We start from the raw sequence: 26,406 nt of genomic DNA on the forward strand, positions 1-26,406 counted from the left end.
AAATGTGCTGTGCCACATGAAACTCCTGCAGGGTCCACGGTCAAGTATTTGCCAGGCACTTCTGGACGGTATCGACCACAGCCGGCGGGGCGCGTGGCAGGCTGATGGTTCATGGCAGCAGTCGACCAGACCGACAATCCGCCGGCGGGACGCACGTTCTTCGGTCATCCGGTCGGGCTGGCAAACCTTTTCGGCGTCGAGCTGTGGGAACGCTTTTCGTTCTACGGGATGCTCACGATCCTCGGCTATTACCTCTACTACTCGGCCACCGAGGGCGGCCTGGGGTTGCCGAAGAGCACCGCCACCGGGCTGGTCGGCGCATACGGCGGCCTGGTCTATCTCTCGACGGTGTTGGGCGGTTGGATCGCCGATCGGCTTCTGGGCATGGAGCGCACCGTTTTCTACGGCGGTGTGGTGGTGATGTGTGGTCACATCGCGCTGGCCGTCATCCCCGGGCTGACCGGGGTGGGGGTCGGCCTGGTGCTGGTGGCCTTCGGTTCCGGCGCGTTGAAGGCTAACGCGTCATCGCTTCTGGGCACGCTGTATGCGAAGGGTGACCCGCGGTGTGACGGCGGCTTCACGCTGTTCTATCTCGGCATCAACCTCGGCGGGTTCATCGGGCCGCTGCTCACCGGGCTGTTGCAGACCCGCATCGGATTTCACTACGGCTTCGGTGCCGCCGCGGTCGGTATGGCGCTGGGGTTGACGCAGTACGTCGTGTTCCGGAGAAATCTCGGTGAGCAGGGACGCACTGTGCCCAACCCCTTGCCGCGCAGTGCCGTTGGCTCGCTGATAGGCGTCGCCGCGGCAGCAGCCGTCGTGGTTGTGGCGGTCTGGGCGACCGGGATGGTCAGGCTGTCCAATCTGTCTCAGGTCACCGCCGGTGTCATCGCGCTCGCCTCGATCGGATATTTCGCGGTGATGCTGCGCAGCCCGAAGGTCTCCCCGGTCGAACGGATGCGGCTGCGCGCATTCGTTCCGCTGTTCATCGCCAACGCGGTGTTCTGGTCGCTGTTTCAGCAGATCTTCACGGTGCTGGCCGTCTACTCCGATGAACGGATGAACTGGTCGATCTTCGGCTGGACCGCACCGTCGAACTGGATCGGCTCGATCGAGCCCATCTGGATCATCGTGCTCTCACCGCTGTTCGCGATCATGTGGACGCGGTTGGGTAACCGTGCGCCCACCACCCCGCGCAAGTTCGCGTACGGCGTGATCGGGATGGGCTTGGCGTTCCTGCTGTTCCTGCCGATGGCGGGCACGACGGGAAACGTCGTGCCCGCACCGCTGGTGGTCGGGATCATGGCGCTGTTCGCGGTCAGCGAGTTGCTGCTCTCGCCGATCGGGTTGTCGGTCACCACCAAGCTCGCACCAGAGGCGTTCCGCGCGCAGATGATGGCGCTGTACTTCCTGTCGATGGGGCTGGGTACGTCGATGTCGGGGGTGTTGGCCCGCTACTACGATCCGGCACGCGAGTTCGCCTACTTCGGAATCCTCGGTGCCGTGGCGGTCCTGGCCGGAGTCATCGTCTTCGCGTTGGCGCCGTGGATCAGCAGGCAGATGGAAGGCGTGCACTGAGCGGTTAGGAGCTCAGGATGTCCTGCAGCAGTGCAGGTTCGATGTTGCCGCCGGACAGGACCATCACCGTGCGCCCCGCCGGGATGGAACCCTTGCGGTAGGCGGCGAAGCCGACCGCACCGCTGGGTTCGCTGACCAGGTGCGCGTGGATCGCGAGTTCGCTTACCGCGGAGCGGATTTCGTCCTCGGTCACGGTGATGACACCGTCGAGTACCGCCTGCAGGTGCGCGAACGTCAACTCGGACGGTTGCGAGCGAAGGCCATCGGCGATGGTGCGGTTGCGGTCCTCGATCGACCATTCGACGCGGTGACCGACGCGCAGCGCCTGCGCGGTGTCGGCCGCCAACTCCGGTTCCACCCCGAACACCCGGGCGTTCGGGCACAGCGCCTTGATCGCCGTACCGACCCCCGACGCGAGACCGCCGCCGCTGACCGGCACCAACACGTTGTCGACGGTGGGCAGGTCCTCGGCGATCTCGCAGCCGATGGTGCCCTGGCCCGCAATGATGTCGGGGTGGTCGAACGGCGGTATCAGCACGCCGCCGGTTTGTTCGACGACGTCGGCGGCCACGCGCTCACGCTGCCCGGCGTCGCACAGCACGACCTCGGCGCCGTGCCGGCCGGTGGCGTCCACTTTGATCGCCGGGGTTTCGCGCGGCATGACGATGTGCGCGGGGATCCCGAACACCGCGGCGGCGTACGCGACCGCCTGGGCGTGGTTGCCGCTGGAGTAGGCGACCACTCCCCTGGTGCGCACAGACTCGTCGAGACGACCGATCGCGTTGAACGCGCCGCGGACCTTGAACGCACCGATCGACTGCAGGCTCTCCGGTTTGATCCACAGCGGCCGGTCCTCGTCACCCGCCCACCCCGCCGGAAGCAGTGGCGTGCGCACGATGAACGCGCGGACTCGGGCCGCCGCGTCTTCGATGTCCTCGATCGTCACCAACCGCATCCGTTCAGTCTGGCGCACGCGCCGGCCGATAGGCTGGGTCCGTGACGGATCATGGATCTGCTTGACCGGCTGCGCCTCGATGTTCCTGTCGCCCAAGCGGGAATGGGCGGCGGGTTGGCCGGCCCCGAACTGGCCGGCGCCGTCGCCGCTGCCGGCGCCCTGGGCACCCTGGGCCTGACCGCGCCCGACCGGCTCATCGACGCCGCCCAGCGCGTGCGGGAGGTGGCCCCGGGCCGTGCGGTCGCGGTGAACCTGCTGATGCCGTTCGTCCGGCGCAGCCACCTCGAGGCATGCGTGAACTCTCGGGTCGACGTCGCGGTGATGGCGTTCGGCATCGACCGGTCGATGATCCAGCGGCTCCGCGACGGCGGGGTGCTCGTCTTCGTCATGGTCGGCACCGAACCGCAGGCCCGCAGGGCCATCGCCTGGGGCGCCGACGGGTTGATCGCCCAGGGGCGCGAGGCCGGTGGCCATCTGACCGGCGACACCGACGCGCTGGGCTTCCTGCCGGTGGCGTCGCGCATCGCCGATGGCCGACCGGTGCTGCTCGCGGGCGGTATCGCGTCGGCGCAGGACACCCGCGCGGCGCTGGCCGCGGGAGCCGACGGTGTGGTGGCGGGCACACGGTTCCTGTTAACGCGTGAATCCCGCGCCCATCCCGTATACCAACAGCGAATTCTAGCTGCCGACAAGACGTTTCGTACCACACTGTTCGGGCTCGCCTGGCCCGCGCCGCACCGGGTGGTCGCCAACGCCGCCACCCGCCGCTGGTGTGACGACGACGGACGTGCCCGGCTGGCGCCTCGGCTGGTGAATGCGCTCAGCAGTCCGCTGGCCCGGCTTCCCGACCGCGCGGCGGCGTCGGTGATGAGCCTGCAGAAGCCGGCGTTGCCACTGTTCTCTCCCGTCGCTCCCACGGTGGACATGCCCGAGTCGTCGGTCGATCGAACCGCGCTCTATGCCGGCGAAACGGTGTTGCGGATCGACTCTGTGATCTCGGCCCGCGAGGCTGTTGCCGAACTCTGGCCGGGAGGACACTGAGGACATGACCGGAGTGCTGTTCTTCGACGGCCGGTGCGGAATGTGCACCCGCTCACGGAACCTGTTGCTGAAATTCGACCGCACCGGTGACCTGAGGACCGAACCGCTGCAGGCGGACGACGCTGCGCGCCGGCTCGGCATCCCGGAATCGCAGCGGCTGGATGCGGCGCGCTGGCTGGACGCATCCGGCGCGGTCTACACCGGAGCCGAGGCGGTCAACGCCGCGCTGTCCTGTGCGCTCGGCACCCCCCTGCCGCTGCGGGTCTACCGTCTTCCTGGCGTTCGCGCGCTTCAGGAAGCGGTGTACCGGTGGGTCGCCGATCACCGCTACCGTTTCCCGGGCACCACGCCGTACTGCGAGTCGCATCCGGTGTCCTGCTGAGCGGAGCGCTCAGCGCTGTTCGAACCGCACTTCGGTCCACGCCGGGTTGTCCGCGCGGTGATCTGTGGTGTTGCGACACTCGCCGTAGAGCCGCATCGTTGCGACGTCGGCGCGGGCATCCTGGCGGTACAAAACCGACGTCACGCCGGCCCTGGTGAGCTTGTGGCCGAAGTGTTCGGCCGCTGTCGGCGCGGGCACCCAGCCATGCGCGGCCATGGCGGCTGCGACGTCGTCCAGATATCGCCAATTATCTTGCGGCAAATCGAAATTGAGGTAGAGGGACGCTTGATAGGGCGGTTCGTCGGCGTTCTTGCATGAGAAGTACGCGTAACCGCCCGCAGGCTGTCGCAGGTGTGCTGCGGCGACGATCTGCCGGGCGGCGTCGACCACCTGGGCCGCGGCCTGCTCGTCGGTGAGCGGTTCGGCGTGCAGACCGGGCGTCTGCGCGACCGGTTCGTTGACGACCACAACGGCCACCCCGAGAAGCAGGCACAGCGTCAGAGCCGCCCACAGCAACGCCGTGGACTGTCGCGACCGGATCCACTCAAGCCGGCCCGGCACGGCCCTCCCCTCCTTGCGGGTATTCACACGTACTGAGCGCAACGATAGCGAAGTTGGCGCAGGTAGCGCTGGCGCAGGCCAGGATCGGGATAACCCCCCGCAGGTTGGGTACTCCCCTGCCAGCCATGGACGGGTAGGGAGGGCGCGATGACCACACAGGCGGAGACCGGCACGATCACTACCCAGGTGCCGTCGCGGTTGGACCGGCTGCCCTGGTCGCGTTTCCACTGGCGGGTGATCCTCGGCCTGGGCGGGGTGTGGATCCTCGACGGCCTCGAAGTCACCATGGTGGGCAACGTCGCCTCCCGGCTGACCGAGGAAGGTAGCGGCATCGAGCTCACCGTCGGTGAGATCGGCATCGCCGCAGCAATTTACATCACCGGAGCATGCCTGGGCGCGCTGTTCTTCGGTCAGCTGACCGACCGGTTCGGCCGCAAGAAGCTGTTCATGCTCACGCTCATGGTGTACCTGATCGCCACGGTGGCAACAGCTTTCGCGTTCGCACCGTGGTACTTCTATCTCGCCCGGTTCTTCACCGGCGCCGGTATCGGCGGCGAGTACGCCGCGATCAACTCTGCGATCGACGAACTGATCCCCGCTCGCGTCAGGGGCCGCGTCGACCTGGTCATCAACGGCTCGTACTGGCTGGGCGCGGCCGGCGGCGCCGCGGGCGCGCTGCTGCTGTTGGACACCTCGATCTTCCCCACCGACATCGGCTGGCGGATCGCGTTCGGGATCGGTGCGGTCTTCGGCCTCGTCGTGCTGGTGGTGCGCCGCCATGTACCCGAAAGCCCCCGTTGGCTTTTCATCCACGGCTATGAGGACGAGGCCGAACGGATCGTGGGTGAGATCGAGCGCGACGTGCAGCGCGAGACAAGCTCGCCGCTCGAAGACGCCGAGGGCTCGCTGACCGTGCATCAGCGCAAGACGATCTCGTTCCGGGAAATCGCCAAGGTGGCCTTCACCAAGTATCCGCGTCGGGCCTTCCTGTGCCTGGCCCTGTTCATCGGGCAGGCCTTCATCTACAACGCGTTCACGTTCAACCTCGGCACCATCTTGAGCACGTTCTACGGCGTGGCATCCGGGATCGTGCCGGTGTTCTTCATCGTTTGGGCGCTAAGCAATTTCGGCGGACCGCTGGTGCTCGGGCGGTTGTTCGACACCATCGGGCGTAAACCCATGATCTCGTTCGCCTATATCGGATCGGCGGTCATCGCGGCCGCGCTCGCGGGACTCTTCGTCGCCGAAGCCGGTGGGGCCTGGGTGTTCATCGCGGTGTTGTCGCTCTGCTTCTTTCTCGCGTCCTCGGGCGCCAGCGCGGCCTATCTGACCGTCAGCGAGATCTTCCCGATGGAGACCCGCGCGTTGGCGATCGCGTTCTTCTACGCGATCGGCACCGCGATCGGCGGCATCACCGGGCCGCTGCTGTTCGGTCAGTTGATCGAGTCCGGCGACCGCGGTCTGGTGGCGATCGGATTCCTGATCGGGGCCGCCGTGATGGCGGTCGCGGGGGTGGTGGAACTGGCCTTGGGCGTCAAAGCCGAAAATCGTACGCTCGAGTCGCTGGCAGCGCCGCTGACCACGGCAGACGACGAGTCGGCTGCGGCCCAGGACCCCGGCCGGCGCGAGCGTGAAGCCCGCATCGCAGCACGCGCGGAACGCCAGCGTGCCAGCCAATCCCGGGCCCGGCGCTACCGCCCCGGTCCGCCGCCGGGATGGGCAGGAGCGTGGCGCGAGCCGCCCAGCCCCGGGGCGCCGGAAACGGCGCTGGACCACGAGATCGAGACGATCTCCCGCGCGGTCAGCGAACACGGGCCCGTCACGCTGCGTGATCTGCACAGGGTGGTCGGCGCCCGCTACTGGGGCCCGGGCGAGTTCCGTAAGGCCATGCGGGAAGCGTTGGCCGAGAACCGGATCACCCGCCAGCGTCGTGGTCTGATCGTCGCGCCGGAGAGCGAGACGGCGTCCACGTGACCGCGATGTGCCGGGTGTTCGGGCACCAGCCGACGTTTGTCGCCGAAGGCAAGACCATGCGGTGGGCGTGTGAGCGGTGCGGAGAAGCGGCCGGCGCCAAGAACTATCCCACCGCTGACGACGCGCGGCGCTATGCCGCGGCGTTCAACAAGCGCGACGTCGAGGACCTGGGCAAACGCGCGCCGTTGATCGGTCTGCTGCCGCTGAGGCTGTGGCGCCGCGTGCGGCGCGGATGATCAGCCCTTGGCGAGCGTGAACTGGCAGATGTCGGTGTAGCCCTCGCGGAACAGGTCCGCGCAGCCGGTCAGGTACTTCATGTACCGGTCGTAGACCTCTTCGGACTGGATCGCGATGGCTTCGTCCCTGCGCGCCTGCAGCGCCTCGGCCCAGATGTCCAGGGTGCGGGCGTAGTGCAACCGCAGCCGGTGGGCGCGCTTGAGCTCGAAACCGGCCCTGGCGGCGTGCTCCTCGACGACCGTCGGCTTCGGCAGGTCGCCGCCGGGGAAGATCTCGTCCATGATGAACTTCGAGAAGCGCAGCAGCTTCATCGTCAACGGCAGCCCGGTCTCGGCGAACTCCTCGTCGGTGGGCTTGATGATGGTGTGCAGCAGCATCACCCCGTCTTGGGGCAGCACCCCGTAGGCCATCTTGAAGAAGTCGTCGTAGCGATCGCGACCGAAGTGCTCGAACGCGCCGATGGAGACGATCCGGTCGACCGGCTCGTCGAACTGCTCCCATCCGCGCAGCAGCACCCGCTTGCTGCGGGGGCTCGACGACCGGGCGAACAGCTTTTCGACGTGGGCCTTCTGATTCTCGCTCAAGGTGAGGCCGATCACATTGACGTCGTAGCGCTCCAGCGCCCGGTTCAACGTGGCACCCCAACCGCAGCCGATGTCGAGCAGCGTCATCCCGGGCTTCAGCCCCAGCTTGCCCAGCGACAGGTCGATCTTGGCGATCTGGGCTTCTTCCAGCGTCATGTCGTCGCGCTCGAAGTACGCGCAACTGTAGGTCTGCGTCGGATCGAGGAAGAGCCGGAAAAACTCATCGGAGAGGTCGTAGTGGGACTGCACATCCTCGAAGTGGGGCTTCAGGCCCCCGCCGTCGTTCGTGGTTTCTGGCAAAACTCAACCCTCTGGACATCAGCTCTGTTTTGGATCTGTAAGGCTTTCTCGTCTGGGCGAGCGCCTCCCCCGTCGTCTGCGCAGTCTACGCGCCGCGTGAGGGGATGCCGAACGCGATGGCAAGCGGGGGTATGACGCCGGTGGCAAATGTGGACCGCACGGTTCGCGCGCACCGGCCCGCCCGCGCCGACCACAGGCCAAGATAAGGGGATGAACCTACAAGATGCCGGGCAGTTGCTGCGGCGACTCGATGCCGACCCCGACGCCGCGCGCGTGTACGGACAGCCCTACGAAACGGCCGACGGGACGACGGTGTTGCCGGTGACCAAACCGGCCGGGGTTTTCGTCATCAAGGACGGCCGCGCGAGTTGGAAACCCGCGGTCGACACCACCCGCATCGCGGTGCTGGGCATCCTGGTGGGACTGGTCTCCACGGTGTTCGCCGGGGTGGCCATGGTGCGTCGGCCACCCTGGCCCGATCTGTACGGCGACATCGCCCAACTGCGTCAGCCGTAGTCCGGCCGCGCGGACCACGTGCGGTGAGGGCGCCCTTGTGCCGGTGCGCCCGACACGCCAAGGTGGGATAGCGGCGACGACGAGGAGATCCACATATGGACGGTTCGGTGACGGTGTCGATGGCGGCGCCGGCAGAGCGCATCTGGAACCTGATCGCAGATGTCCGCAATACCGGCAAGTTCTCCCCCGAGGTGATGGAGGCCGAATGGCTCGGCGGGGCCACCGGTCCCGCGTTGGGGGCGCGGTTCCGGGGGCACGTCAAGCGCAACGAGATCGGACCGGTGTACTGGACGACGTGCGAGGTCACCGCCTGTGACCCCGGACGCGAGTTCGGCTTCGCGGTGCTGCTCGGGGACAAACCCGTCAACAACTGGCACTACCGGCTCACCCCGGCCGACGGCGGCACCGACGTCACCGAGTCGTTCCGGCTCAACGACTCGCTGGCGATGAAACTGTTCTCAGTGTTCGGCGGCCAGTTGCGGCGACGGCGCAACATCCGCGACATGCGCAAGACGCTGGAACGCATCAAGGCGGTGGTCGAGGCGCCCGAAAACGCATAACCCGTTGTTCTGCAACGAGTTAGGTTAGAGGTCGCACAGGCGACGCACCATACATGGCGGGCAGACCGGACAGATCCGCGGCCCGAGCACCTTGGCGTCCATCCCGGGTGCAATAGGCCAAACACTGGCGCGCAAGTGCTCGACCGCATGTTGAGCGTTGGCTGAATCGGCATCGCCGCGCGGCGCGGTTTGGTAGAACGAGTTCGAGTTCGCCGCCGCCAGCCGAAGGGGTCTTTCCGAATGGGTCAATGGTCACGCGAGGAGATCGAAGAGGCGTTTCACCGCTACGAGCAGGCGGTGGTCGAGATCGGCGCCAGCTGGAACTGGTCGGCCTACGCCGATCAGTTCACCGAGGACGCGACATACGTCGAACATGCCCTCGGCAACATGGCTGGGCGCGAACCGATCCGGGAGTGGATCGTGTCGACGATGAACATGTTTCCCGGCAGCGAAATGCCCTTCTACCCGGTCGAGTGGTACTCGGTCGACGCCGACAAGGGCATGGTGATCAGCAAGGTGATGAATCGTATGAAGGACCCCGGTGACGGCAGCATCCACGAGACGCCCGTCATCACGGTGCTCAAATACGCCGGAGACGGCAAGTGGAGCTACGAGGAAGACGCGTACAACCCGATGAACTTCCTGGTCATGGTGCAGGAGTACATCAAACGCTGCCACGAACTCGGGACCATCTCCGATGACGCGCGCACGTTCGCCAAGAACATGAACTGGGAACTGGCTTAACGGATCACGAAGTCGTCCGGGTCTGGTTCGCGGGTCCAGGTCCAGTAGTCGACGAGCCGCCACGGCGACAGCGTGTGTACCTCGCCGAGGCTGTTTTTGAAGTAGGAATGTTTGATCGTGGGTTGGGACCAGACCAACGTGCGCATCTCGGCCTGGCTGCGTTCGTGCCAGTCCCTCGTTTTGTCGACCGTGGGCTCCATCGTCCTGTGCCCGCCAGCGATCAGCAGTTCCAGACACTGTGTGATGTAGCGCATCTGGCATTCCGAGTGGAAGATGAGGCTGCCGCCGCTCGCCAACCAGGTGCCGGGGCCGTTCATGCAGAAGAAGTTCGGGTAGCCGGGAATGGTGATGCCCAGATAGGCCGCCGGTCGCTCACCCCAACGCTCGCTGAGGATTTCACCGCTGCGACCGCGAATAGTCATGGGCCACAACAGCTTGGTGTGCGCGAATCCGGTGGCGTAGATGATGACGTCGGCGCGATACCGAGTACCGTCCTCGGTGACGACCGCGTCTGTCTCGATGTGGTGGATCCCGGTCCGGACGAGGTCGACGTTCTCGCGCGTCAACGTCTTGAGCCAGCTGCCGTTGTCCTGCAGGGTGCGCTTACCGGTCGGTGGGTAGTCCGGCACCACCTTGGCCAGCAGGTCGGCGTCGTCGCCGACCTGGCTTTTGATCCACTCGGTGAACATGATGCGTGCGCCCTCGCTGACCTCGTTGACCGCCCTCTGCTGGTCCGGGTAATCCGGGTCGACGCGGGCCACGTCGAACCCCTTGTCGCACCACGGCCAGAACAGCAGGAAGCGGTACCAGCGACCGTAGAAGGGCAAGTGCCGCAAAGCCCATTGCACGCCAGGGCCGACTTCGTCGTGATAACCCATATTCGGGAACATCCACTGCGCTGTGCGTTGGAATACGGTGAGGTGCTCGACGGTGTCGGCGATCGCCGGAGCGATCTGGAACCCGCTGGCACCAGCGCCGATCATCGCGACCCGCTTGTTGCGAAGGTCGACGGTGTGGTCCCACGCGCTGGAATGGAATGTCGGGCCCGCGAACTCGTGCTGTCCGTCGATCTGCGGGATCAGTGGCCGGTCGAGCTGCCCAACCGCGCTGATCACCGCACGTGCCGACAGCTCGGTTGTCGTTCCGCTGCGGTCGCGGGCACGAACCGTCCACGTGGCGGTGTCGTCGTCCCAGGATGCCTCGGTGACCTCGGTCTCCCACAGCACGTCGCGACGGATGTCGTGCTTGTCCATCACGCGCTCGAAATACCCTTGCAGCTCGGGCTGTTCGGCGAAGAAGTGGGTCCACTGATCGGTCGGCTCGAAGCTGTAGCAGTAAAAGTGGTTGGGCACGTCGACCCGCGCGCCCGGGTACGTGTTCTGATACCAGGTGCCGCCGACGCCGGCGTTCTTCTCGATGATGGTGAACGGGATGCCCGCTTGTTTGAGCCGGATCCCCGCCAGCAGGCCCGACTCGCCGCAGCCGATAACCACCACGGGGAAGTCGGCGGCATCGCCCGACGGAGGCACCGCTCGCGCATCGCGGCCGTCGAGCTCCATCTCCTCGAGCAGCATCGGCACGTACTCGTCGGGCACCGGCTCACACACCAGCCACTGCATCATCTCGTGCAGCAGGTCCGCGCCGATCGGCTCGGGCTCCGGACAGCCGCGGTCACGGTAGTCGGCGATGATGTCCAGCGCGATCTTGCGCGCCGCGGCCTTGTCCTCCTCGGACATGTAGCCCTGCACCTCGTTGAGGAACAGGCCGGCGGGTCTGAGCTCGCCGCGGATGAGGCTCGGATCGCCGGACATGTGGACGCACGACAGCATCAGCGTGGGGATGCTGACATCGAGCAGCGCCTCGGCGATCTCCTCGTCCGTCGTCGTAAATGGTTGTCCGGCATGTGGGTTACGCACCTGTCCTTTCTAGCCTGAGCTGAGGCGGATTTGGCCCGCTTCGGTGCTGCCCGGCCGAACTGCGCCTAGGCTCGGGGAGGTGGGAATCGTGACCCGGGTGAACGGCACCGCGCCGCCCGACATACCGCTGGCTGACATCGACCTGGGGACGTGGGAGTTCTGGGGTCGCGACGACGACTTCCGCGACGGCGCCTTCACCACCCTGCGCCGTGAGGCGCCGGTGTCCTTCCACTCGGCCTACCTCGAAGACGCCGAGAACGAAATCGCCGGTCACTGGGCGCTGACCCGCTACGACGACGTGTTCTACGCGAGCCGTCACCCCGAGATCTTCAGCTCGGCGCTGGGCATCACGGTCGGCGACCAGAACCCCGAGCTCAACGAGTATTTCGGCTCGATGATCGCGATGGACGACCCGCGGCACACCAGGCTGCGAAACATCGTGCGCAGCGCGTTCACCCCGCGCGTGCTGGCGATGGTCGAGGAATCGGTGCGTGAGCGGGCCAGTCGGCTGGTCCAGGACATGGTGGCAGCCCACCCCGACGGGAAGGGCGAACTCGTCGCCGAACTGGCCGGACCCCTGCCCCTGCAGATCATCTGCGACATGATGGGGATCCCCGAGCAGGATCATCAGCAGATCTTCCACTGGACGAACGTCATCCTCGGCTTCGGCGACCCCGATATCGCCACCGACTTCGACGAGTTCGCCCGCGTCGCGATGGACATCGGTGCCTACGCGACGGCGCTGGCCGAGGACCGGCGCATCCGCCCGGGTGAGGACCTGACCACCAGCCTGGTGCAGGCCGAACTGGACGGCGGGGCGCTGACCTCCGCTGAGATCGCATCGTTTTTCATCCTGCTGGTCGTCGCGGGCAACGAGACCACCCGCAACGCCATCAGCCACGGCGTGCTCGCGCTGAGCCGCTACCCCGAGCAGCGCGACAAATGGTGGCGCAACTACCACGAGGTGGCGCCGACGGCCGTCGAGGAGATCGTGCGCTGGGCGTCACCGGTGGCGTACATGCGCCGCACCGCGACGTGCGACACCGAGGTGCGCGGCGTGAAGATCGCCGCAGGCGACAAGGTCACGCTCTGGTACGGCTCTGCCAACCGCGACGAAACGAAGTTCGCCGACCCCTGGCTGTTCGACGTGCTCCGCCACCCCAACCCGCACGTCGGTTTCGGCGGCGGGGGCGCGCATTTCTGCCTCGGCGCCAACCTGGCCCGCCGCGAGATCACGGTCGCGTTCGAGGAACTGCACGCCTGCCTGCCCGACATCAGCGCCACCGAGGAACCCGACCGGTTGCACTCGGCGTTCATCCACGGCATCAAACGGTTGCCGGTGGCCTGGACTCCCCCGCGCTGAACTACCGCGAGCCGACGATGTTGGCCAGCGCGGCGATCGGCGTGTCGTCGAGATGCTGGCACAACTCCAACGGGTTCTGGAAAACCCGTGCCGCACCGGCGCTTTCCAGCTCAGCCTGCGAGACTCCGCCGCTGAGCAGCCCGACGGTCTCCACACCGGCGCGCCGGCAGGCCACCACGTCCCACACCGCGTCGCCGACGAACACGGCGTGCGCGGCGGGCACCCCGGCGCGGTCCAGCGCCACCTCGATGATGTCCGGGTGAGGTTTGGCCGTCTCCACATCGGCCGACGACGTCACCACCGACACGAGGTGATCGCTGTCGAGCACCTCACGCAGGATGGACAGCTCGTCCTCGGGCGCCGACGTCGCCAGTACCACCTGCAGTTCGAGCTTGTTGACGGCCTCGAGGAGTTCGCGGGCACCGGGCAGGCGCCGCAACTCCGGCGTCATCTCCTTGTAGTAGCGCGAGTGCAGGTCCTTGAGCCGTTGCCGGGTGCCCTCGTCGGGGTCGTCTGCCAATGTGCTGACCAGCGTGCCGCCGTCCATACCGATCGAGCGATGGATACGCCATGCCTCGACGGGGATGCCGACCTCGGCGAATGCCCGGTTCCACGCGTGCACGTGCAGATAGTTCGAATCGACCAACGTGCCGTCGATGTCGAACAGCACGGCGGGCGGTGTGCTGCGGCTACGGCTCACTGCGATCGGTTGTCCTAGTCCTCGGATCGAGCTTGTCGGCGTGTTCGCGGCGGGCGTCGAGATCCTCGCGTGAGTTGGCCGCGGCATCGCGGTGAGTCGCCGCGGCGTCGGCCAGGCGGGCGGCTTCGGCGGCCTTCGCCTCGGCGTCGGCCTGCGCGGCACGCGCCTTGGCCTCGTTCTCCTTGGCCAGCGCTTCACGTTTCTCGACCCGCTTCGACTCCTGGTCCACCTCTTCACGGATGCGTTCGGCGTGCACCTGGCGCTTACGGTTGCGCGACTGCATGGCCACGTAGGCCAGCGCTGCGATCACGATGATCACCACGATGGCCACGATGACCCATATGACGGCGTTGTCCATGTCGGCTCCTTCGTTCGGTCGGGGCCGTGACTGACGGGCCCGCTAATAACTGCGGATGCCCGAGAAGTGCGCGGCCTAACCGTGTTGAACCGAAACGCCGTCAGCGCGTCCGCTACTTGACGATCAGCGTGCCCGTCATCGACGGGTGATACACGCAGTAGAACGCGTACTCGCCGGGTTGGGTCGGCGCGGTCAACGTGCCCTGCTCACCACCGTCGACGTGCACGTCGAAGGTGTCCGCGGTCCGTGAGGTCACCGAGTGCTCCACGGAGTCGTTGTTCGTCACGGTGATCTGCGTGCCGGGCGCGACGGTGATCGGATCACCGAAACTCATGTCGGCGATCGTGATCGTCGCGGCTTCGGCGGCCGCGGGCGCACCGGTCGTGGTCGTGGTTGTGGTCTCCTCGGTGGTGGTCTCGGCGGCGGTGCCCGTCGCGGTGGCGGTACCCGTCGCGTCGTCCTCGGTGGTGGCCGCTTGGTTGCAGCCGGTGGCCAGCGCGGCGATCAGGCACAGGGCGCTGCAGAACAGCCAGACTCTCTTCATCGTGTCCCCTTGGGTTTGGTTCTACCGTGGACACGATTATCGAACCGTCGGGGTTCGCGCCCGAGGGTGTTCGGCGATATCGCTACAGCGTCGCGGTGACCGGACCCGTCGGCTGGCACACCGGCTGCGGCGGATTGCCGACGCTGGCGCAGCCGCGCCCGGTGGACACGTAGGTCCTCCCCGGCTGATACGGCGCGTAGTAGACCCGGGCGGGCAGCAAACCGTTGTTCTTCTTGCACTGACCCGGCCCCGAGGCGCCCTCCAACTGGATGCACGCGACGGTGGAGAACACGTTGGCCCGGTCGCAGGCCGCCGGTTCCAGCGTCGCGGTCACCATCGCGGTTCCGGACACGTCGACGACATAGGGCGCCGACAGCGTGTAGTCACACGGCGGCGTCTGCGGGTCGGCGCCTGCGACACCCGCCGTCGGGCTCAGCAGCAGGACGGCGGAGGCGACGACGACCATCAACGGCCTGATCATTAGTGGATGGTAGATCACCTTCGTCGCGCGAACAGACACAAAGCCATCTAGAGGTAGCGGGCGAACCAGTCCTGCACCCGCTGCCAGGCGTCGGCGGCCGCGGCGGCGTTGTAGCGCTGTCCGGTGTCGTTGAAGAACGCGTGGTTGGCGTCCGGTTCGGTGACCAACTCGAACACCATGCCCGCCTGCTCCAACGCCGCACGGGCCACCGGTTCGGTGGCGTTGACGCGTTGATCCTGGGCCGCGTAGATTCCCAGCACCGCAACGTCTTTGGACCCGGAGAAGTCGGGATTCTCCGGTGTCGGCCCGTAGAACGGGACGGCCGCCGACAGCCGTGGTTCACCCGCGGCCAGCAACCGCCACACCATGCCGCCGCCCATGCAGAAGCCGACGGCGGCGACCTTTCGGCCGGGGACGCGGCCGGTGAGTTCGTCGATTCCTGACTTCAAGTCGCCGACGGCGTCGGCGGGCGCGATGTTGGCGAGTGCGGCGGTGGCCTGCGCCGGATCGGCGAAGGTGCCGGTTCCGCCCTGCGCCGACAGCAAGTCGATCGCCAGCGCGGAGTAGCCGGTGCCCGCGAACCGGCCCGCGACCGACCGGATGTGGTCGTTGAGCCCCTTGTTCTCGTGGATGACCAGCACACCGCCGCGCGGATCGGGCGCCTGAGCCCATGCGCCCTGCAGTTCACCGCGGGGCCCCGACCAGGTGACCGGGCTGGTGGGCAACGCGGTCTGCGCACCCGTCGTCTCCCGCCCGCTCGAGGAGGTGGCCGGGCTCTGCGCCTCGGGTTCGCGCTTGTCGCTGCACCCGGCGATCAGCGCCGTCGCGGCGGCGGTGCCGACGCCGAGCAGCGCGAGCCTGCGCAGGGCCTCGCGTCTGGACAGCAGGCCGTCGACGTGATCGATCGCGATCTCTTCGGCGATGTAGCGCTGCAGCGGCGTCATTCCCGTCAGTATCCTCCGGTCAGCGGATAACACCAGGTCATCGGGCAAAATAGACAGAATTGAGAATCTGTTCACGGTTTTCATTGACACCGCAATGCCCGGGCTGTTCTATGACGGGGTGACCTACGACACGATCATCTGCAACGGACGCTGGTTCGACGGCACCGGTGCACCATCGGCGGTGGCGAACATCGGCATCCGCAACGGCCATATCGCAGCGATCACCGAGGACGACCTCGACCCGACCGGCTGCTCGGACGTCGTCGACGCGGCCGGCAAATGGGTGTTGCCGGGCATGCTCGACATCCACACCCACTACGACGTCGAGGTGCTCGACGGCCCGGCGCTCACCGAGTCGCTGCGGCACGGGGTGACCACGGTGATGCTCGGGTCCTGCTCGCTGTCCACCGTCCACGTCGGCGGCACCGACGCCGGCGACATCTTCGGCAGGGTCGAGGCGATCCCGCGCGATCACGTCATCGACGCGGTCGAGCGCAACAAGACGTGGACGAACTGCGAGGAGTACATCGCGGCGCTGGAGGCACGCCCGCTCGGACCCAACGTCGCGGCCTTCATCGGGCACTCCGATATGCGCGCGGCCACCATGGGGCTTGACCGCGCGACCCGTAAAGACGTGCGTCCCACCCGCACGGAACAGGCCCAGATGGAGCGGTGGCTCGCGGACGCGCTGAAGGCCGGCTTCGTCGGAATGTCTTCGCAGCAGCTTCTTTTCGACAAGCTCGACGGTGACGTCTGCCGGTCGCGGACCCTGCCGTCCACCTACGCCAAGCCGCGCGAGCTGCGCAGGCTCAAATCGTTGCTTCGGCGTACGGGCCGGGTGCTGCAGTCCGGCCCCGACATTCAGAACCCGTTGAACCTGGTGTCGCAGCTGGTGCAGTCGCTCGGCCTGATCCGCAACCCGCTGAAAACCAGCCTGCTGTCGGCGGCCGACGTGAAGTCCAACCCGTACAGCATCCATGCGCTGGGCCCGGCCGCCCGGCTGGTCAACAGGCTCGGCGGGAACTTCCGCTGGCAGCACCTGCCGGTGCCGTTCGAGGTCTACGCCGACGGTATCGACCTGGTGGTGTTCGAGGAGTTCGGCGCGGGCGCCGCGGCGCTGCACCTGCGCGACGAGGTCGAGCGCAACGACCTGATGCGCGACGAGGCCTATCGCCGCCGGTTCCGCAAGGAGTACGAGAGCAAGCTCGGCATCCGGGTGTGGCAGCGCGACTTCTTCGACGCCGAGATCGTGGCGTGCCCCGACACGTCGATCGTCGGAAAATCGTTCGGCCAGGTCGGCAAGGAGCGCGGCGGCGGGCATCCCGTCGACGCGTTCCTCGACCTGGTGCTCGAGCACGGCCGGGCACTGCGCTGGCGCACCACCATCTCCAACCACCGGCCCGAGGTCCTCAAAAAGCTCGCCCGAGACGCCGGTATCCAAATGGGCTTCTCCGATGCCGGGGCGCATCTGCGCAACATGGCGTTCTACAACATGGGTCTTCGGCTGCTTCGGCATGTCCGCGACGCCGAGCGCGCAGGTCAACCGTTCATGACGGTCGAGCAGGCCGTGCACCGGCTCACCGGTGACCTCGCCGACTGGTATCGGCTGGACGCCGGGCACCTGCGCGTCGGCGACCGTGCTGATCTCGTGATCGTCGACCCCGCCCGGCTCGATGATTCGCTGGACGCCTACGCCGAGGAGGCCGTCGAACAGTACGGCGGGCTCTCGCGCATGGTCAACCGCAACGACGACACGGTGAGCGCGGTCTACGTCGGCGGACGCGCGGTCTTCGTCGGTGGCCGGGCAACCGACCTGGTCGGCAAGCAGCGCACCGGCCGGTTCTTGCGCGCAGCGCACAAGGCGCCCGCGATCTCCGCACAGGAAGGCGAATTAGCCAGTGTCAGTTGAAGATACCGTTTTGGGGATGTGGAAGGCGCTGTCCGCGCGGGATTGGGAGGCGCTGAAGACGTTCCTATCGGACGACTGCATCTACCTCGACATGCCCGTCGGCCCGACCGCGGCGGCGCGCGGGCCCGAGGACATCGTCAAGCGACTCAAGATCGGCTTGGAGCCGCTGGCGTCGTATGAGAACTTCTCCGGGGTGCTGGTCGACAACGGTACCGACGCGATGTACGAGCACAGCGAGGAATGGCACTGGGCCACCGGTGAATCCGCGGTGCTGAAGTTCGTCTCGGTGCACAAGGTGGAAGACGGCAAGATCACCCTGTGGAAGGACTACTGGGACATGGGTGCGCTGGCCAACAACGCACCGCCCACCTGGCTGGAGGACTTCGCTAACGCCGACATGAGCTGGGTGTTCGACGCGACCGGCCTGGTCTGAGGACTCCCCCGCCGGTTTGACGTCAACCCGACGGCTGACCTCAGACGCTCCAGGCCAGCCGGAACTTGTCGGCGAGTTCCTCGGGCGGCATGTCGCCGTAGGTGTCGTGCTCGTAGCGCCGGACCGCGACGATGGAGTCGACGGCCGCCTCACCGAGAATTCCGCGCAGCAGCGACGACCGGTCGAGCCGGTCGAGCGCGTCGGACTGCTCCGGGGACAGCAGCGCGATACCGGCCTGCTCGCGCTGCTTGTCGGTCATCGTGGCCGGACCGACGGTGGTCTCCTGCCCCAGCGGCAGTTCGCGCTCGATACCGTCGAGCGCCAAACCCAGGATGGTGGCCGTCGCGAAATACGGATTGGCCGACGGGTCGATCACCTTCACCTCGATGTTCGCACCGCATGGGTTGCTCGGCCCGCCGACGAGGAATCGCACTGCGGCTTCCCGGTTCTCGGTGCCCCAGCACAGATACGCACCTGACCAATGGCCGGGCTGCAGCCGCATGCCCGACAGCAGCGAGCCGCACAGCACGCCTTGGGCTTCGGGGAGGCCGGCGATCAACCCGGCTACCGCGCACTGCCCCTCCGGTGTCATCGCGCCGACACCGTTTCCGCCGGAGAACAGCGGCGCATCTGCGCGCTTGAGTGAAAAATGTTGGTGCGAGCCCGATCCCACGCTGCCGGCGAACGGTACCGGTGACAGGCTGACCCGCAGCCCATGGCGGCGGGCGACGCGCCCGACGATGATGCGCATCAGCACCAGCTGGTCGGCAGCGGCGACCGGGGCCATCGGGGACAGCGAGATCTCAAACTGGTTGCGCCCGTATTCAGGATGGAACTGCTCGATCGAAACAGCCGATCCCGCAGCGGCATTGGTGACGTCGCGGACGAAGCCCTCGAACTCCAGCACGCCGGCCAGGCCGTACTGGGCCCACAGATGCGACGGCAGCGGGCTGCCGTCGGGTCCGACGAGCACGAACTCCATCTCGTGCCCGACGACGGCCTCGATGCCCGCTTCGGTCAGTCGGTCGGTCACCCTGGTCAGCGCGCCGCGGCCGCAGTAGGGATCCGGTGAACCGTCCTGGCTGAAGAACGCGCCGGGCGCCCAGGCCAAACCGTCCCCGAGGATGCGCACGGCGCCCAGGTCGATCCGGATCCGCTGATCGCCCACCACGCCGATCGCGTCGCCGAAGACGATGCCGGTCTGGTCGATGGCGAACACATGCCACACCGGGCTGGCGCCAAGGCCGGGATCGGCGAACGGACCCATCCGGCGCAGCGGCACGGTCTTGGCGAGCGTGAGCCCCGCCGCGTTGACGACCGTCCCGATCAGGGTGGTGACCCCGTCGGCCTCGAGTTGGGCGATCGCCGCGGCGGCGAGCGGTTTGGCGGCCCGCGGTGTCATGCCGCAAGTGTGCGCGCTCGCGCAGGTGCTTACAGCGTGATCTTGCAGCTTTGGCCGATGTCGAGGGTGCGCAGCATCCGGCCCATGCCCAACCACATCGCGCACGACAGCGCGAGGTCGGTGAGTAGTTCGTCGTCGAAGTGCGTGCGGCAGCGGGCCCAGAAGTCCTCGTCGTCGCGCAGCGCGGTGTGGTCGGAGGCGAACCGCTCGGCGAACTCCGCGGCGATGCGTTCCTGGTCGCTGTAGCCCGGCCAGGTCCGCCACTGGGCGGCGTGGTCGTAGAGATCCTCGTCGACGCCGGCCGCGACACCCGCCGAGTCGCGGGTGTTCTGGCACACCACGCATTCGTTGTCCAGCGCGATGACCATCCTGGCCAACTCGCGCACCCGCATCGGCAGGCGGTTCTTGGTGTAGACGGCGTTGGTGAAACCCGCCATCGCGACCCCGATGTCGGGCGACTTGACCACCCAGGCTGCCGCGTCGTCGTCGGCGAAGTCTCCTATTCGGCTCATGGCCGCATGGTACGCGCAGCGCCGCAAAGGTGGAACACGTTCTAGAACGCGGGGCGCGGCGCGGCAATCATGTGGCGGTGGCGGTTATCTGGGCGCGTTCGTCGTCCCACTCCCGCTGCGCGAGGATGCGATGCGCGATGCGTTCCAGCGCGGCCTCCACCTGCGCGTGGTCCGGTCGGCCCTCGTACGTCGGCGACTTGGCGAGCTTCTCGGTGATCGCGTCGACCAGCACCGAGGACGCGGTGTCGACCTGACGGGCGCCGGCCTGCGTAAGCCACAGCCGGTCACCGGTGCGCAACGCGTAGCCGGTGGCGATCAACTGCTCGAAGGTCGGTTCGATGACTTCGCACGGCACCCGAAGGCGATCGGCAATGTCGGTGAGCCGCGCCGAGCCGAACGCCTGGTTGTGCCGGTAGATCTGGATCAACGCCCACAGCCGCGCGACGTCGAGTTCGCAGCCCGGCCGGCCCGCGATGGTGCGCAGCCGTATCTCGGGTGAAGTCCGCAGCAGCCGACCGATCGCGGATTCCAGCACCTGGTCGGGGGTGTCGGTGCCGGGCATGGCGAAGCCGTCGCCGAGATCGACAGCCGCCATTTCCATCTCGTGCAGCGGAACCTCTCTGAGGGTCAGCGCGACGAGGAAGCCGATGAACGCGACCGGCGCCGCGAACAGGAACACCAACCCGAGCGAATCGGCGTAGGCGGTGACGATCGGCGCGGCGACATCGTGAGGCAACGAATGCAACACCTGCGGCGACTGCGCCGCCGCCGGTGGCGCGCCGCTGGCAGCGAGGGCCGGGCCGATGCGGTCATCGAGGAAGTTGATGAACAACGACCCGAAGATCGCTGCACCGAACGAACTTCCGATGGCCCGGAAGAACGTCACACCCGAGGTGGCGACGCCGAGATCGGCGAAGCCGACCGTGCTCTGCACGATGAGGATGAGCACCTGCATACACATGCCGATACCGGCGCCGAGGACGAACAGGTACGCCGACTGCGCCAGCAACGACGTGTCGGCGTCCATTCGGGACAGCAGCACGAAACCCACCACCATCACCGCGGTGCCGACGACCGGGAAGATCTTGTAGCGGCCGGTGCGGCCCACGACGGCGCCGCTGCCCACCGAGGTCAGAAGCAACCCGACCACCATCGGCAGCGTGCGCAGCCCGGACTCCGTGGCCGACACCCCGTCAACGAACTGCATGTAGGTCGGCAGGAACGTCAACGCGCCCAGCATCGCGAACCCGACGATGAACGACAGCACACAGCACACCGTGAAAACCGGGCTGCCGAACAACCTGATCGGCAGAACAGGTTCGGCCGCACGGCTTTCCACCCAGACGAACACCGCGAGCGCGGCCACCGAGCCGGCGAACAACCCGATGATCGTCGCAGAACCCCACGGGTACGTGCTACCACCCCAGCTCGTCGCCAGCGTGAGGCCCGACGCGCCGAGGCCGACGAACACGATCCCTGCGTAGTCGATGACCGGTCTGTCACGGCGGCCGAGCGCGGGGATGGCGGCGGCGGCCACGAAGAACACCACGATTCCCACCGGCACGTTGATCCAGAACGCCCACCGCCAACTGAGGTGGTCGGTGAAGTAGCCGCCAAGCAGGGGGCCGATCACCGTGGTCACCCCGAACACGGCGCCCAGCGCTCCTTGGTAGCGGCCGCGATCGCGCAGCGGAATGACCTCGCCGATCAGCGCGGTGGCCGTCACCATGATGGCCCCGCCGCCGATGCCCTGCAGGGCGCGCGACGCGACCAGCGCCGTCATCGAACCGGCCATACCGCACAGCACCGAGCCGACTAGGAAGAAGATGACCGCCACCCCGAACACGGCCTTGCGGCCGAACAGGTCGCCGAGCTTGCCCACCACCGCGGTGGCGATGGTCGAGGCCAGCAGATAGCTCGTCACCACCCAGGACTGGTGGCCGGCGCCCCCGAGGTCGGCGACCACGGTCGGCAGCGCGGTCGCGACAATCGTCTGGTCCAGCGCGGCGAGCAGCATGCCCAACAGCACCGCGACGAAGACGAAGTTGCGGCGCTGCGGACTGATCAGCGCGCCGGATTCACGATCTTCGGCGGTGGTCTGTGTAGCCGGACTGCTCATCCCTGCCTCTCGTCGGCCGGTAACCCCTCCGCCATATCGTTAGACAGGCTAGAAAAGTTACAGCGGGCCGCCGTGAGGGTTGCCAGGAGTGGGTTTGGGAAAACGCGTCCTCGCGGCGCGGACCGGTTACAGGTTGGTCGGCGGCCGGGAGACGCATTGCGCGGCGTAGAGCGCGTCGCCCAGCTTGTCCATCAACTGCAACTGCGTCTCGAGGTAGTCGACGTGGTCCTCCTCGTTGGCCAGGATCTTCTCCAACAGCGTCGCGGTCGTGGCGTCTTCCTTCTCGCGGCACATGATGATGCCCGGCTTCAGTCGCGCCATCACCTCGTATTCGATCGCCAGGTCGGCCTCGAATTGTTCACGCAGGGTCTGGCCGATCCGCAGCGAGAATAGCCGCTGATAATTCGGCAGCCCGTCCAGAATGAGGATTCGATCGGTGATCGCCTCCGCGTGATTCATTTCTTCGAATGATTCTTTGCGGGTATGTTCGGCGAGTTCGGTGAAGCCCCAATTCGCTTGCATCTTCGAATGCAGGAAATACTGGTTGATGGCCGTGAGTTCGCTTGTCAATTGCTCGTTGAGCAATTTCAGAACATCTGGGTCGCCTTGCATCCTGGCTCCTTAACACCTTGAGGGCTGGTCACGTATCGCTCGCGGTCGTGTGTCGTCCAATCTAGTGCAGAAACCGTCCGCGAGACAGTCTTAGCGCTTGTGCGGCGCGGCTTTTCGGGCTGCTGGGGAGCAATTGGCTGGCGTCGGGTCGCCGATGACGCGCCGACTCTGGACTGCCTATGCTAACTAAGGTTAGACTCCGCTAACCGCATGCCGGCCGGTCGAACAGGTGGGAATTAGGGATGGGTGATTACGATCTGCACTCGTTTATTCTCGCCTGTGATTTCCGTGTCGAAGACGTCGAACGGATGTGGAGCTGGCTCAAAAAACACCGTGACGGATTGGCGTCGATAGGAGCCCATCACGTCGTGCTCTACACCTCGATCTGGGAGCCGCGACGGGTTCTGGTCACGATCGGAATTCGGCAAGCCGGCTCCATCCGCGAGGTGTTGCGCTCCCCTGCGATATTCGAATGGTTCGACATATCCGGGGCCGACGACATTCCGCCGGTGTTCGGTGGCGAGGTGGTGGAGAAGGTCGACCTCTACCCGCCCTCGCCCGACGACCATGTCGGGCGCGTGGTGGTCGGCGTCATGTCGGCTGTGCAAGACGTGCCTGCGCTGATGGCCAAGGTGCACGACGGGCTGGAGCGGTTCAAACGCGGAGGGGTCCGCAAGATCTGGGTGTACCGGGCCCTCGACGACGGGCAGGAGGTGATGATCCTGCAGGAGATGGAGAACGAGGCAGCGGCCCAGGCGTGGATCGATCACCCCGACGCCGCCGCCGAGTGGATGTGCCACGCGGGTCTGGGCGCCTACCCCACCCAGTTCGTCGGCAGGTTCGCCCACATCATGAGCATCGACGAGCAGAGCGTCTAGGGACGCCGATGTTCGTCTGTCTGTGCATGGGAATCACGAGCAGCGACGTCGATGCGGTCGTCGCCAACGGCGCGACGACGTCCAAACAGATCGCCGAGGCGTGCGGCGCAGGCGGTGACTGCGGCCGGTGCCGGCGCACCCTGCGCGCGATCATCGAGGCTCATAGCGAGGTCGACGGCTGCCTCACTGGGCGGCGCGACGCCCGGTGAAGTCGGCCAGCGCCTCGGCGTTCGCCGCGCCGCCCATCAGCACGGCGAAGTGCTCGATCTCCCTGGCGGTCGCGGCGGCGATCTCGGCGCGGGTCGGCGCGACGATGGTCTGCTTGACCGCCATTAGGCTCGAAATCGGTTTCTCGGCAAGGATGTTCGCGTGCCGGCGGGCCTGCGGCAACAGATCGTCGGGCGCACACACCTGCCACGCCAACCCCATCTGCTTGGCCTCCTCGGCGTCCACCCACTCCGATGACATCAGCAGCCACGCGGCGTTCTGCCTGCCCATCAGCCGGGGCAGCAGGTACGACGACGCCGCCTCCGGCGCCACCCCGAGGCTGGTGAACGGGGTTTTCAACCTCGCCGTCGACGACATGAACACCAGATCGGCATAGCCCAGAAGCGTTGCGCCGATGCCGACCCCGACACCGTTGACCGCACAGATCAGCGGTTTGGGGAGTTCGGTGAGCGCGTCGATCATCGTGGAGAAGTGACTGCCCTGCTCGTTGAAGGTCGGATCGGTGATGCGGCGCTGCATTTCGACAAGGTCGTTGCCCGCGCTGAACGCCCGGCCCGCCCCGGTCAACAGCACCACGGCCACGTCCGGATCGGTGGCGGCCTCGCGCAGCGCGGTCGCGGTGGCCAGGTACAGCTCCTCGTTGAACGCGTTGAGGACATCCGGCCGGTTCAACGTGAGGGTGCGGACCCGGTTCTCGTCGCTGATCAGCAGTGGCACTGGTTGCTCTTCGGTCACCGGTCGACTGTACGGCGCAGCGGGTTGGCCGCGAACGGGGTGCGGTACACGTAGCGGCTCGTCGGCACGGTGTCGACGTCGCGGTTGGCGCCGAATGCCGCCGTGCTGGCCACCATCCGCTCCATCCGGTCGCGCAGGTCGTCGTCATCGGCGGCGCCGAAGAACGCGTGCAGGTCCGAGACGGCCTCTGCGGGGAACAACTCCTCGACGATCGCGGCGAGCGTCGGTGCGCCGGGCGTCAGCGCATGTACGACCGCGTTCTGGAGGTAGCCGAAAGTCGCCTGGGTCGCGATGGCTACCGGGGTGTGGTCGATGTGCCACCGCGCCCGCCAGGTCGCCTCGTCCAGGTCGGCGGGGCGACGCAACAGCGCGACGTTGGCCAGCCCCGGACTGCGTTGTCCGGGCACGGTGTCGGGCGGGGCCAGCGGAACGGACTCGGTGACCAGGTAGGCGGCGACGTCGGCGGCTTCGGCCTGCAGCCGCGCGACCGCGGCCGTCACCTGTTCGCCGTAGGACTGCTGCGTCCACAACGTGACCAACCCGACCACCGGAGGCTCCATCGTCGTCAGCGTCATCAGCGAATCGCGCACCGCGTCGTCGCGCAGGTTGATGGACAGCCCCGGCAGATCCATGTCGAGCAGGTCGGCGGCCACCTGAGCGCGCATTCGCGCGCACCAGTTTTCGTCCGCGTCGGCGCCGCGCAGCGTGATGATCACTTTCTCCACGCCGCCGAACCTACCCTGGCCACGCTGACCCGGTCGCCGGCCGGCTAGGCCTCCAGCCTGTCGCGCACCGCAGCCATCTGCCGTTCGAGTTCGTTCTGGTCGATGATCCCGCGGGCGACCAGCGAATGGGCCAGCGCCACCAACTGGTTCTCCGGATACGGCAGGTCCGCGTACACCGTCGCCGACAACGCGTCCTCCTCGTCGCGGCGCTCTTTGAAGTCCGGAACGTCGGTGCGACATGCCGCGCGGTCGAGCGCGTCGCACATGCCGTCCAGGCTGGTCTTCCACGGCGGCACGGGATTGTCCACCCCGTACTTGGCCGCCATCCGCGACCACACCTGGTTGCGCTGCACGATCTCCTGCAGCGGGGCAACCGGCTTCGGCTCGGGCGTGGCGCTCACGTGACCGGGTGGATCGCCGGGCGGGTCTCGGTGATCACGTTGGTGGTCACCCCCGGTTTCGGCAGGGCGACACCGATCAGGCAGTCGCGGGTGATGATCTCCGCCAACTGGTCCTCGGTCCAACCCTCGGTGCCCGCCGGGCGCATCGGCATCACCATGAACCGGTGCTTCTGGTTGGAATCCTGCACCCGGATGGCGATTTCATCGGGCAGGTAAAGGCCGAACTCGGCGAGCACCTGACGCGGCCAGCGGACCAGGCGCCGCCGGTAGTTCGGTGTGCGGTACCACTCCGGTGAGTTGCCGAGGATCGGCCGCGGATAGCACGAGCACAGCGCGCACACGATGACGTGGTGCACATCCGGGGTGTCGGCGAGGATCTCGAACGCGGTGAAATCGCTTGGCGTGCCGAACCCTGTGGGTTCCATCCAGTCGACGCCGACCTCCTTGCTGGCTGCCATCGGTTCGGACAACGCGAGCTTTTCGAAGGCGGGATCCAGCCAGGCCCGTGCGACCAGCCGGGCCGCGGGCGTGGGCCCGATCTGCTCGGCGAACTCGGTGAAGCGCCGGTGCTCCTCGGCGGTGAAGATGCCCTTCTCGATACACAATTCGCGCAGCGCGATCTCGAGTACCTCGAAGTCGGTGATCTCGTCGACCATCGGGGCGACGGTGCGTTCGTGGTCGTGGTCGTGGTCGTGGTCGGTCATGTACGCCCCT

30 protein-coding genes are annotated in these 26,406 nt (G+C 66.9%); 13 read left to right on the forward strand and 17 right to left on the reverse strand.

Annotation, left to right across the window (positions count from 1 at the left end; genetic code table 11):
• Positions 1-111 precede the first annotated feature (111 nt).
• Positions 112-1,578, forward strand: a complete 1,467-nt coding sequence (locus tag K3U96_RS12380; protein WP_220693193.1) for a peptide MFS transporter — start codon at positions 112-114, stop codon at positions 1,576-1,578.
• Between the two features lie 4 nt (positions 1,579-1,582).
• On the opposite strand, the gene K3U96_RS12385 is transcribed toward K3U96_RS12380, so the two are convergent.
• Positions 1,583-2,533: a threonine ammonia-lyase gene (locus K3U96_RS12385; protein WP_220693506.1), complete on the reverse strand. Its 951-nt coding sequence runs from the start codon at positions 2,531-2,533 to the stop codon at positions 1,583-1,585.
• A gap of 51 nt (positions 2,534-2,584) precedes the next feature.
• Here K3U96_RS12385 and K3U96_RS12390 point away from each other — a divergent pair, with 51 nt between their 5' ends.
• Both K3U96_RS12390 and K3U96_RS12395 read left to right on the forward strand, forming a co-directional pair.
• Complete coding sequence (locus K3U96_RS12390; protein WP_220693194.1) at positions 2,585-3,574, forward strand: NAD(P)H-dependent flavin oxidoreductase; 990 nt, start codon at positions 2,585-2,587, stop codon at positions 3,572-3,574.
• Between the two features lie 4 nt (positions 3,575-3,578).
• Complete coding sequence (locus K3U96_RS12395) at positions 3,579-3,956, forward strand: thiol-disulfide oxidoreductase DCC family protein (protein WP_069404092.1); 378 nt, start codon at positions 3,579-3,581, stop codon at positions 3,954-3,956.
• 9 nt (positions 3,957-3,965) lie between these two features.
• Here K3U96_RS12395 and K3U96_RS12400 read toward each other — a convergent pair whose 3' ends face one another.
• On the reverse strand, positions 3,966-4,517 hold the full coding sequence (locus K3U96_RS12400) for a lipoprotein LppJ family protein (protein WP_220693195.1): 552 nt from the start codon (positions 4,515-4,517) through the stop codon (positions 3,966-3,968).
• 147 nt (positions 4,518-4,664) lie between these two features.
• Here K3U96_RS12400 and K3U96_RS12405 point away from each other — a divergent pair, with 147 nt between their 5' ends.
• Together K3U96_RS12405 and K3U96_RS12410 are read left to right on the forward strand one after the other, a co-directional pair.
• A complete protein-coding gene (locus K3U96_RS12405; protein WP_220693196.1) occupies positions 4,665-6,491 on the forward strand; it encodes an MFS transporter in 1,827 nt (608 codons plus the stop codon).
• 5 nt (positions 6,492-6,496) lie between these two features.
• Positions 6,497-6,727, forward strand: coding sequence for a DUF1660 family phage protein (locus K3U96_RS12410; protein WP_230982508.1), 231 nt, complete (start codon positions 6,497-6,499; stop codon positions 6,725-6,727).
• On the opposite strand, the gene K3U96_RS12415 is transcribed toward K3U96_RS12410, so the two are convergent.
• On the reverse strand, positions 6,728-7,612 hold the full coding sequence (locus K3U96_RS12415; protein ID WP_069404089.1) for a cyclopropane mycolic acid synthase family methyltransferase: 885 nt from the start codon (positions 7,610-7,612) through the stop codon (positions 6,728-6,730).
• 210 nt (positions 7,613-7,822) lie between these two features.
• On the opposite strand from K3U96_RS12415, the gene K3U96_RS12420 reads away from it, so the two are divergent.
• The 3 genes from K3U96_RS12420 (at position 7,823) to K3U96_RS12430 (ending at position 9,432) form a co-directional block, all read left to right on the forward strand.
• Positions 7,823-8,128 carry a hypothetical protein gene (locus tag K3U96_RS12420; protein ID WP_069404110.1) on the forward strand — a complete coding sequence of 102 codons (306 nt, stop codon included), beginning with the start codon at positions 7,823-7,825 and terminating at the stop codon, positions 8,126-8,128.
• 95 nt (positions 8,129-8,223) lie between these two features.
• Positions 8,224-8,688, forward strand: a complete 465-nt coding sequence (locus tag K3U96_RS12425) for an SRPBCC family protein (protein ID WP_069404088.1) — start codon at positions 8,224-8,226, stop codon at positions 8,686-8,688.
• 240 nt (positions 8,689-8,928) lie between these two features.
• Positions 8,929-9,432 carry a nuclear transport factor 2 family protein gene (locus tag K3U96_RS12430; protein ID WP_069404087.1) on the forward strand — a complete coding sequence of 168 codons (504 nt, stop codon included), beginning with the start codon at positions 8,929-8,931 and terminating at the stop codon, positions 9,430-9,432.
• On the opposite strand, the gene K3U96_RS12435 is transcribed toward K3U96_RS12430, so the two are convergent.
• The gene (locus K3U96_RS12435) at positions 9,429-11,348 is read right to left on the reverse strand and encodes a flavin-containing monooxygenase (RefSeq protein WP_220693197.1); all 1,920 of its coding nucleotides are present in this window, start codon (positions 11,346-11,348) and stop codon (positions 9,429-9,431) included. The two genes, K3U96_RS12430 and K3U96_RS12435, sit on opposite strands and share 4 nt — an antisense overlap.
• A 79-nt stretch (positions 11,349-11,427) precedes the next feature.
• Here K3U96_RS12435 and K3U96_RS12440 point away from each other — a divergent pair, with 79 nt between their 5' ends.
• Positions 11,428-12,711, forward strand: a complete 1,284-nt coding sequence (locus tag K3U96_RS12440; RefSeq protein WP_220693198.1) for a cytochrome P450 — start codon at positions 11,428-11,430, stop codon at positions 12,709-12,711.
• 1 nt (position 12,712) lies between these two features.
• On the opposite strand, the gene K3U96_RS12445 is transcribed toward K3U96_RS12440, so the two are convergent.
• From K3U96_RS12445 to K3U96_RS12465, 5 genes are all read right to left on the reverse strand, one after another.
• A complete protein-coding gene (locus tag K3U96_RS12445; RefSeq protein ID WP_230982441.1) occupies positions 12,713-13,411 on the reverse strand; it encodes an HAD family hydrolase in 699 nt (232 codons plus the stop codon).
• Entirely contained in the window at positions 13,401-13,769 is a 369-nt protein-coding gene (locus K3U96_RS12450) for a hypothetical protein (protein WP_069404083.1), read from the reverse strand. The genes K3U96_RS12445 and K3U96_RS12450 overlap by 11 nt, the downstream gene beginning before the upstream one ends.
• A 112-nt stretch (positions 13,770-13,881) precedes the next feature.
• On the reverse strand, positions 13,882-14,313 hold the full coding sequence (locus K3U96_RS12455; RefSeq protein WP_220693200.1) for a cupredoxin domain-containing protein: 432 nt from the start codon (positions 14,311-14,313) through the stop codon (positions 13,882-13,884).
• 82 nt (positions 14,314-14,395) lie between these two features.
• Positions 14,396-14,794: a hypothetical protein gene (locus K3U96_RS12460; RefSeq protein WP_069404081.1), complete on the reverse strand. Its 399-nt coding sequence runs from the start codon at positions 14,792-14,794 to the stop codon at positions 14,396-14,398.
• 47 nt (positions 14,795-14,841) lie between these two features.
• Positions 14,842-15,738, reverse strand: a complete 897-nt coding sequence (locus K3U96_RS12465) for a dienelactone hydrolase family protein (protein WP_220693201.1) — start codon at positions 15,736-15,738, stop codon at positions 14,842-14,844.
• A 94-nt stretch (positions 15,739-15,832) separates the two neighbouring features.
• On the opposite strand from K3U96_RS12465, the gene K3U96_RS12470 reads away from it, so the two are divergent.
• Complete coding sequence (locus K3U96_RS12470) at positions 15,833-17,647, forward strand: N-acyl-D-amino-acid deacylase family protein (protein ID WP_220693202.1); 1,815 nt, start codon at positions 15,833-15,835, stop codon at positions 17,645-17,647.
• A gap of 16 nt (positions 17,648-17,663) precedes the next feature.
• Positions 17,664-18,080 (forward strand): nuclear transport factor 2 family protein, encoded by a 417-nt coding sequence (locus K3U96_RS12475; RefSeq protein ID WP_220693203.1) that lies wholly within the window; start codon positions 17,664-17,666, stop codon positions 18,078-18,080.
• 40 nt (positions 18,081-18,120) lie between these two features.
• Here the strand turns inward: K3U96_RS12475 and K3U96_RS12480 are convergent, their stop codons facing one another.
• The 4 genes from K3U96_RS12480 to bfr form a co-directional block, all read right to left on the reverse strand.
• Positions 18,121-19,482, reverse strand: a complete 1,362-nt coding sequence (locus K3U96_RS12480; RefSeq protein WP_220693204.1) for a type I glutamate--ammonia ligase — start codon at positions 19,480-19,482, stop codon at positions 18,121-18,123.
• A 29-nt stretch (positions 19,483-19,511) separates the two neighbouring features.
• Entirely contained in the window at positions 19,512-19,994 is a 483-nt protein-coding gene (locus K3U96_RS12485; RefSeq protein ID WP_069404076.1) for a carboxymuconolactone decarboxylase family protein, read from the reverse strand.
• A 67-nt stretch (positions 19,995-20,061) separates the two neighbouring features.
• Positions 20,062-22,113, reverse strand: a complete 2,052-nt coding sequence (locus K3U96_RS12490; RefSeq protein ID WP_220693205.1) for an MDR family MFS transporter — start codon at positions 22,111-22,113, stop codon at positions 20,062-20,064.
• Between the two features lie 126 nt (positions 22,114-22,239).
• A complete protein-coding gene (gene bfr / locus K3U96_RS12495) occupies positions 22,240-22,725 on the reverse strand; it encodes a bacterioferritin (protein WP_069404074.1) in 486 nt (161 codons plus the stop codon).
• Between the two features lie 242 nt (positions 22,726-22,967).
• Here bfr and K3U96_RS12500 point away from each other — a divergent pair, with 242 nt between their 5' ends.
• On the forward strand, positions 22,968-23,603 hold the full coding sequence (locus tag K3U96_RS12500; RefSeq protein WP_069404073.1) for a fatty-acid--CoA ligase: 636 nt from the start codon (positions 22,968-22,970) through the stop codon (positions 23,601-23,603).
• 8 nt (positions 23,604-23,611) lie between these two features.
• Positions 23,612-23,812, forward strand: coding sequence for a (2Fe-2S)-binding protein (locus K3U96_RS12505; protein ID WP_069404072.1), 201 nt, complete (start codon positions 23,612-23,614; stop codon positions 23,810-23,812).
• On the opposite strand, the gene K3U96_RS12510 is transcribed toward K3U96_RS12505, so the two are convergent.
• From K3U96_RS12510 to scnC, 4 genes are read right to left on the reverse strand one after another with little or no spacing between them, the layout of a single operon-like run.
• Positions 23,787-24,548 (reverse strand): enoyl-CoA hydratase/isomerase family protein, encoded by a 762-nt coding sequence (locus tag K3U96_RS12510; RefSeq protein WP_220693507.1) that lies wholly within the window; start codon positions 24,546-24,548, stop codon positions 23,787-23,789. The genes K3U96_RS12505 and K3U96_RS12510 overlap by 26 nt on opposite strands.
• A 14-nt stretch (positions 24,549-24,562) precedes the next feature.
• Complete coding sequence (locus K3U96_RS12515) at positions 24,563-25,291, reverse strand: EthD domain-containing protein (protein ID WP_069404071.1); 729 nt, start codon at positions 25,289-25,291, stop codon at positions 24,563-24,565.
• A 44-nt stretch (positions 25,292-25,335) separates the two neighbouring features.
• A complete protein-coding gene (locus tag K3U96_RS12520) occupies positions 25,336-25,692 on the reverse strand; it encodes a thiocyanate hydrolase (RefSeq protein ID WP_069404070.1) in 357 nt (118 codons plus the stop codon).
• Complete coding sequence (scnC, locus tag K3U96_RS12525) at positions 25,689-26,396, reverse strand: thiocyanate hydrolase subunit gamma (RefSeq protein WP_220693206.1); 708 nt, start codon at positions 26,394-26,396, stop codon at positions 25,689-25,691. The genes K3U96_RS12520 and scnC overlap by 4 nt, the downstream gene beginning before the upstream one ends.
• Positions 26,397-26,406 lie beyond the last annotated feature (10 nt).

Source organism: Mycolicibacterium holsaticum DSM 44478 = JCM 12374, from assembly GCF_019645835.1.
Lineage (GTDB): Bacteria > Actinomycetota > Actinomycetes > Mycobacteriales > Mycobacteriaceae > Mycobacterium > Mycobacterium holsaticum.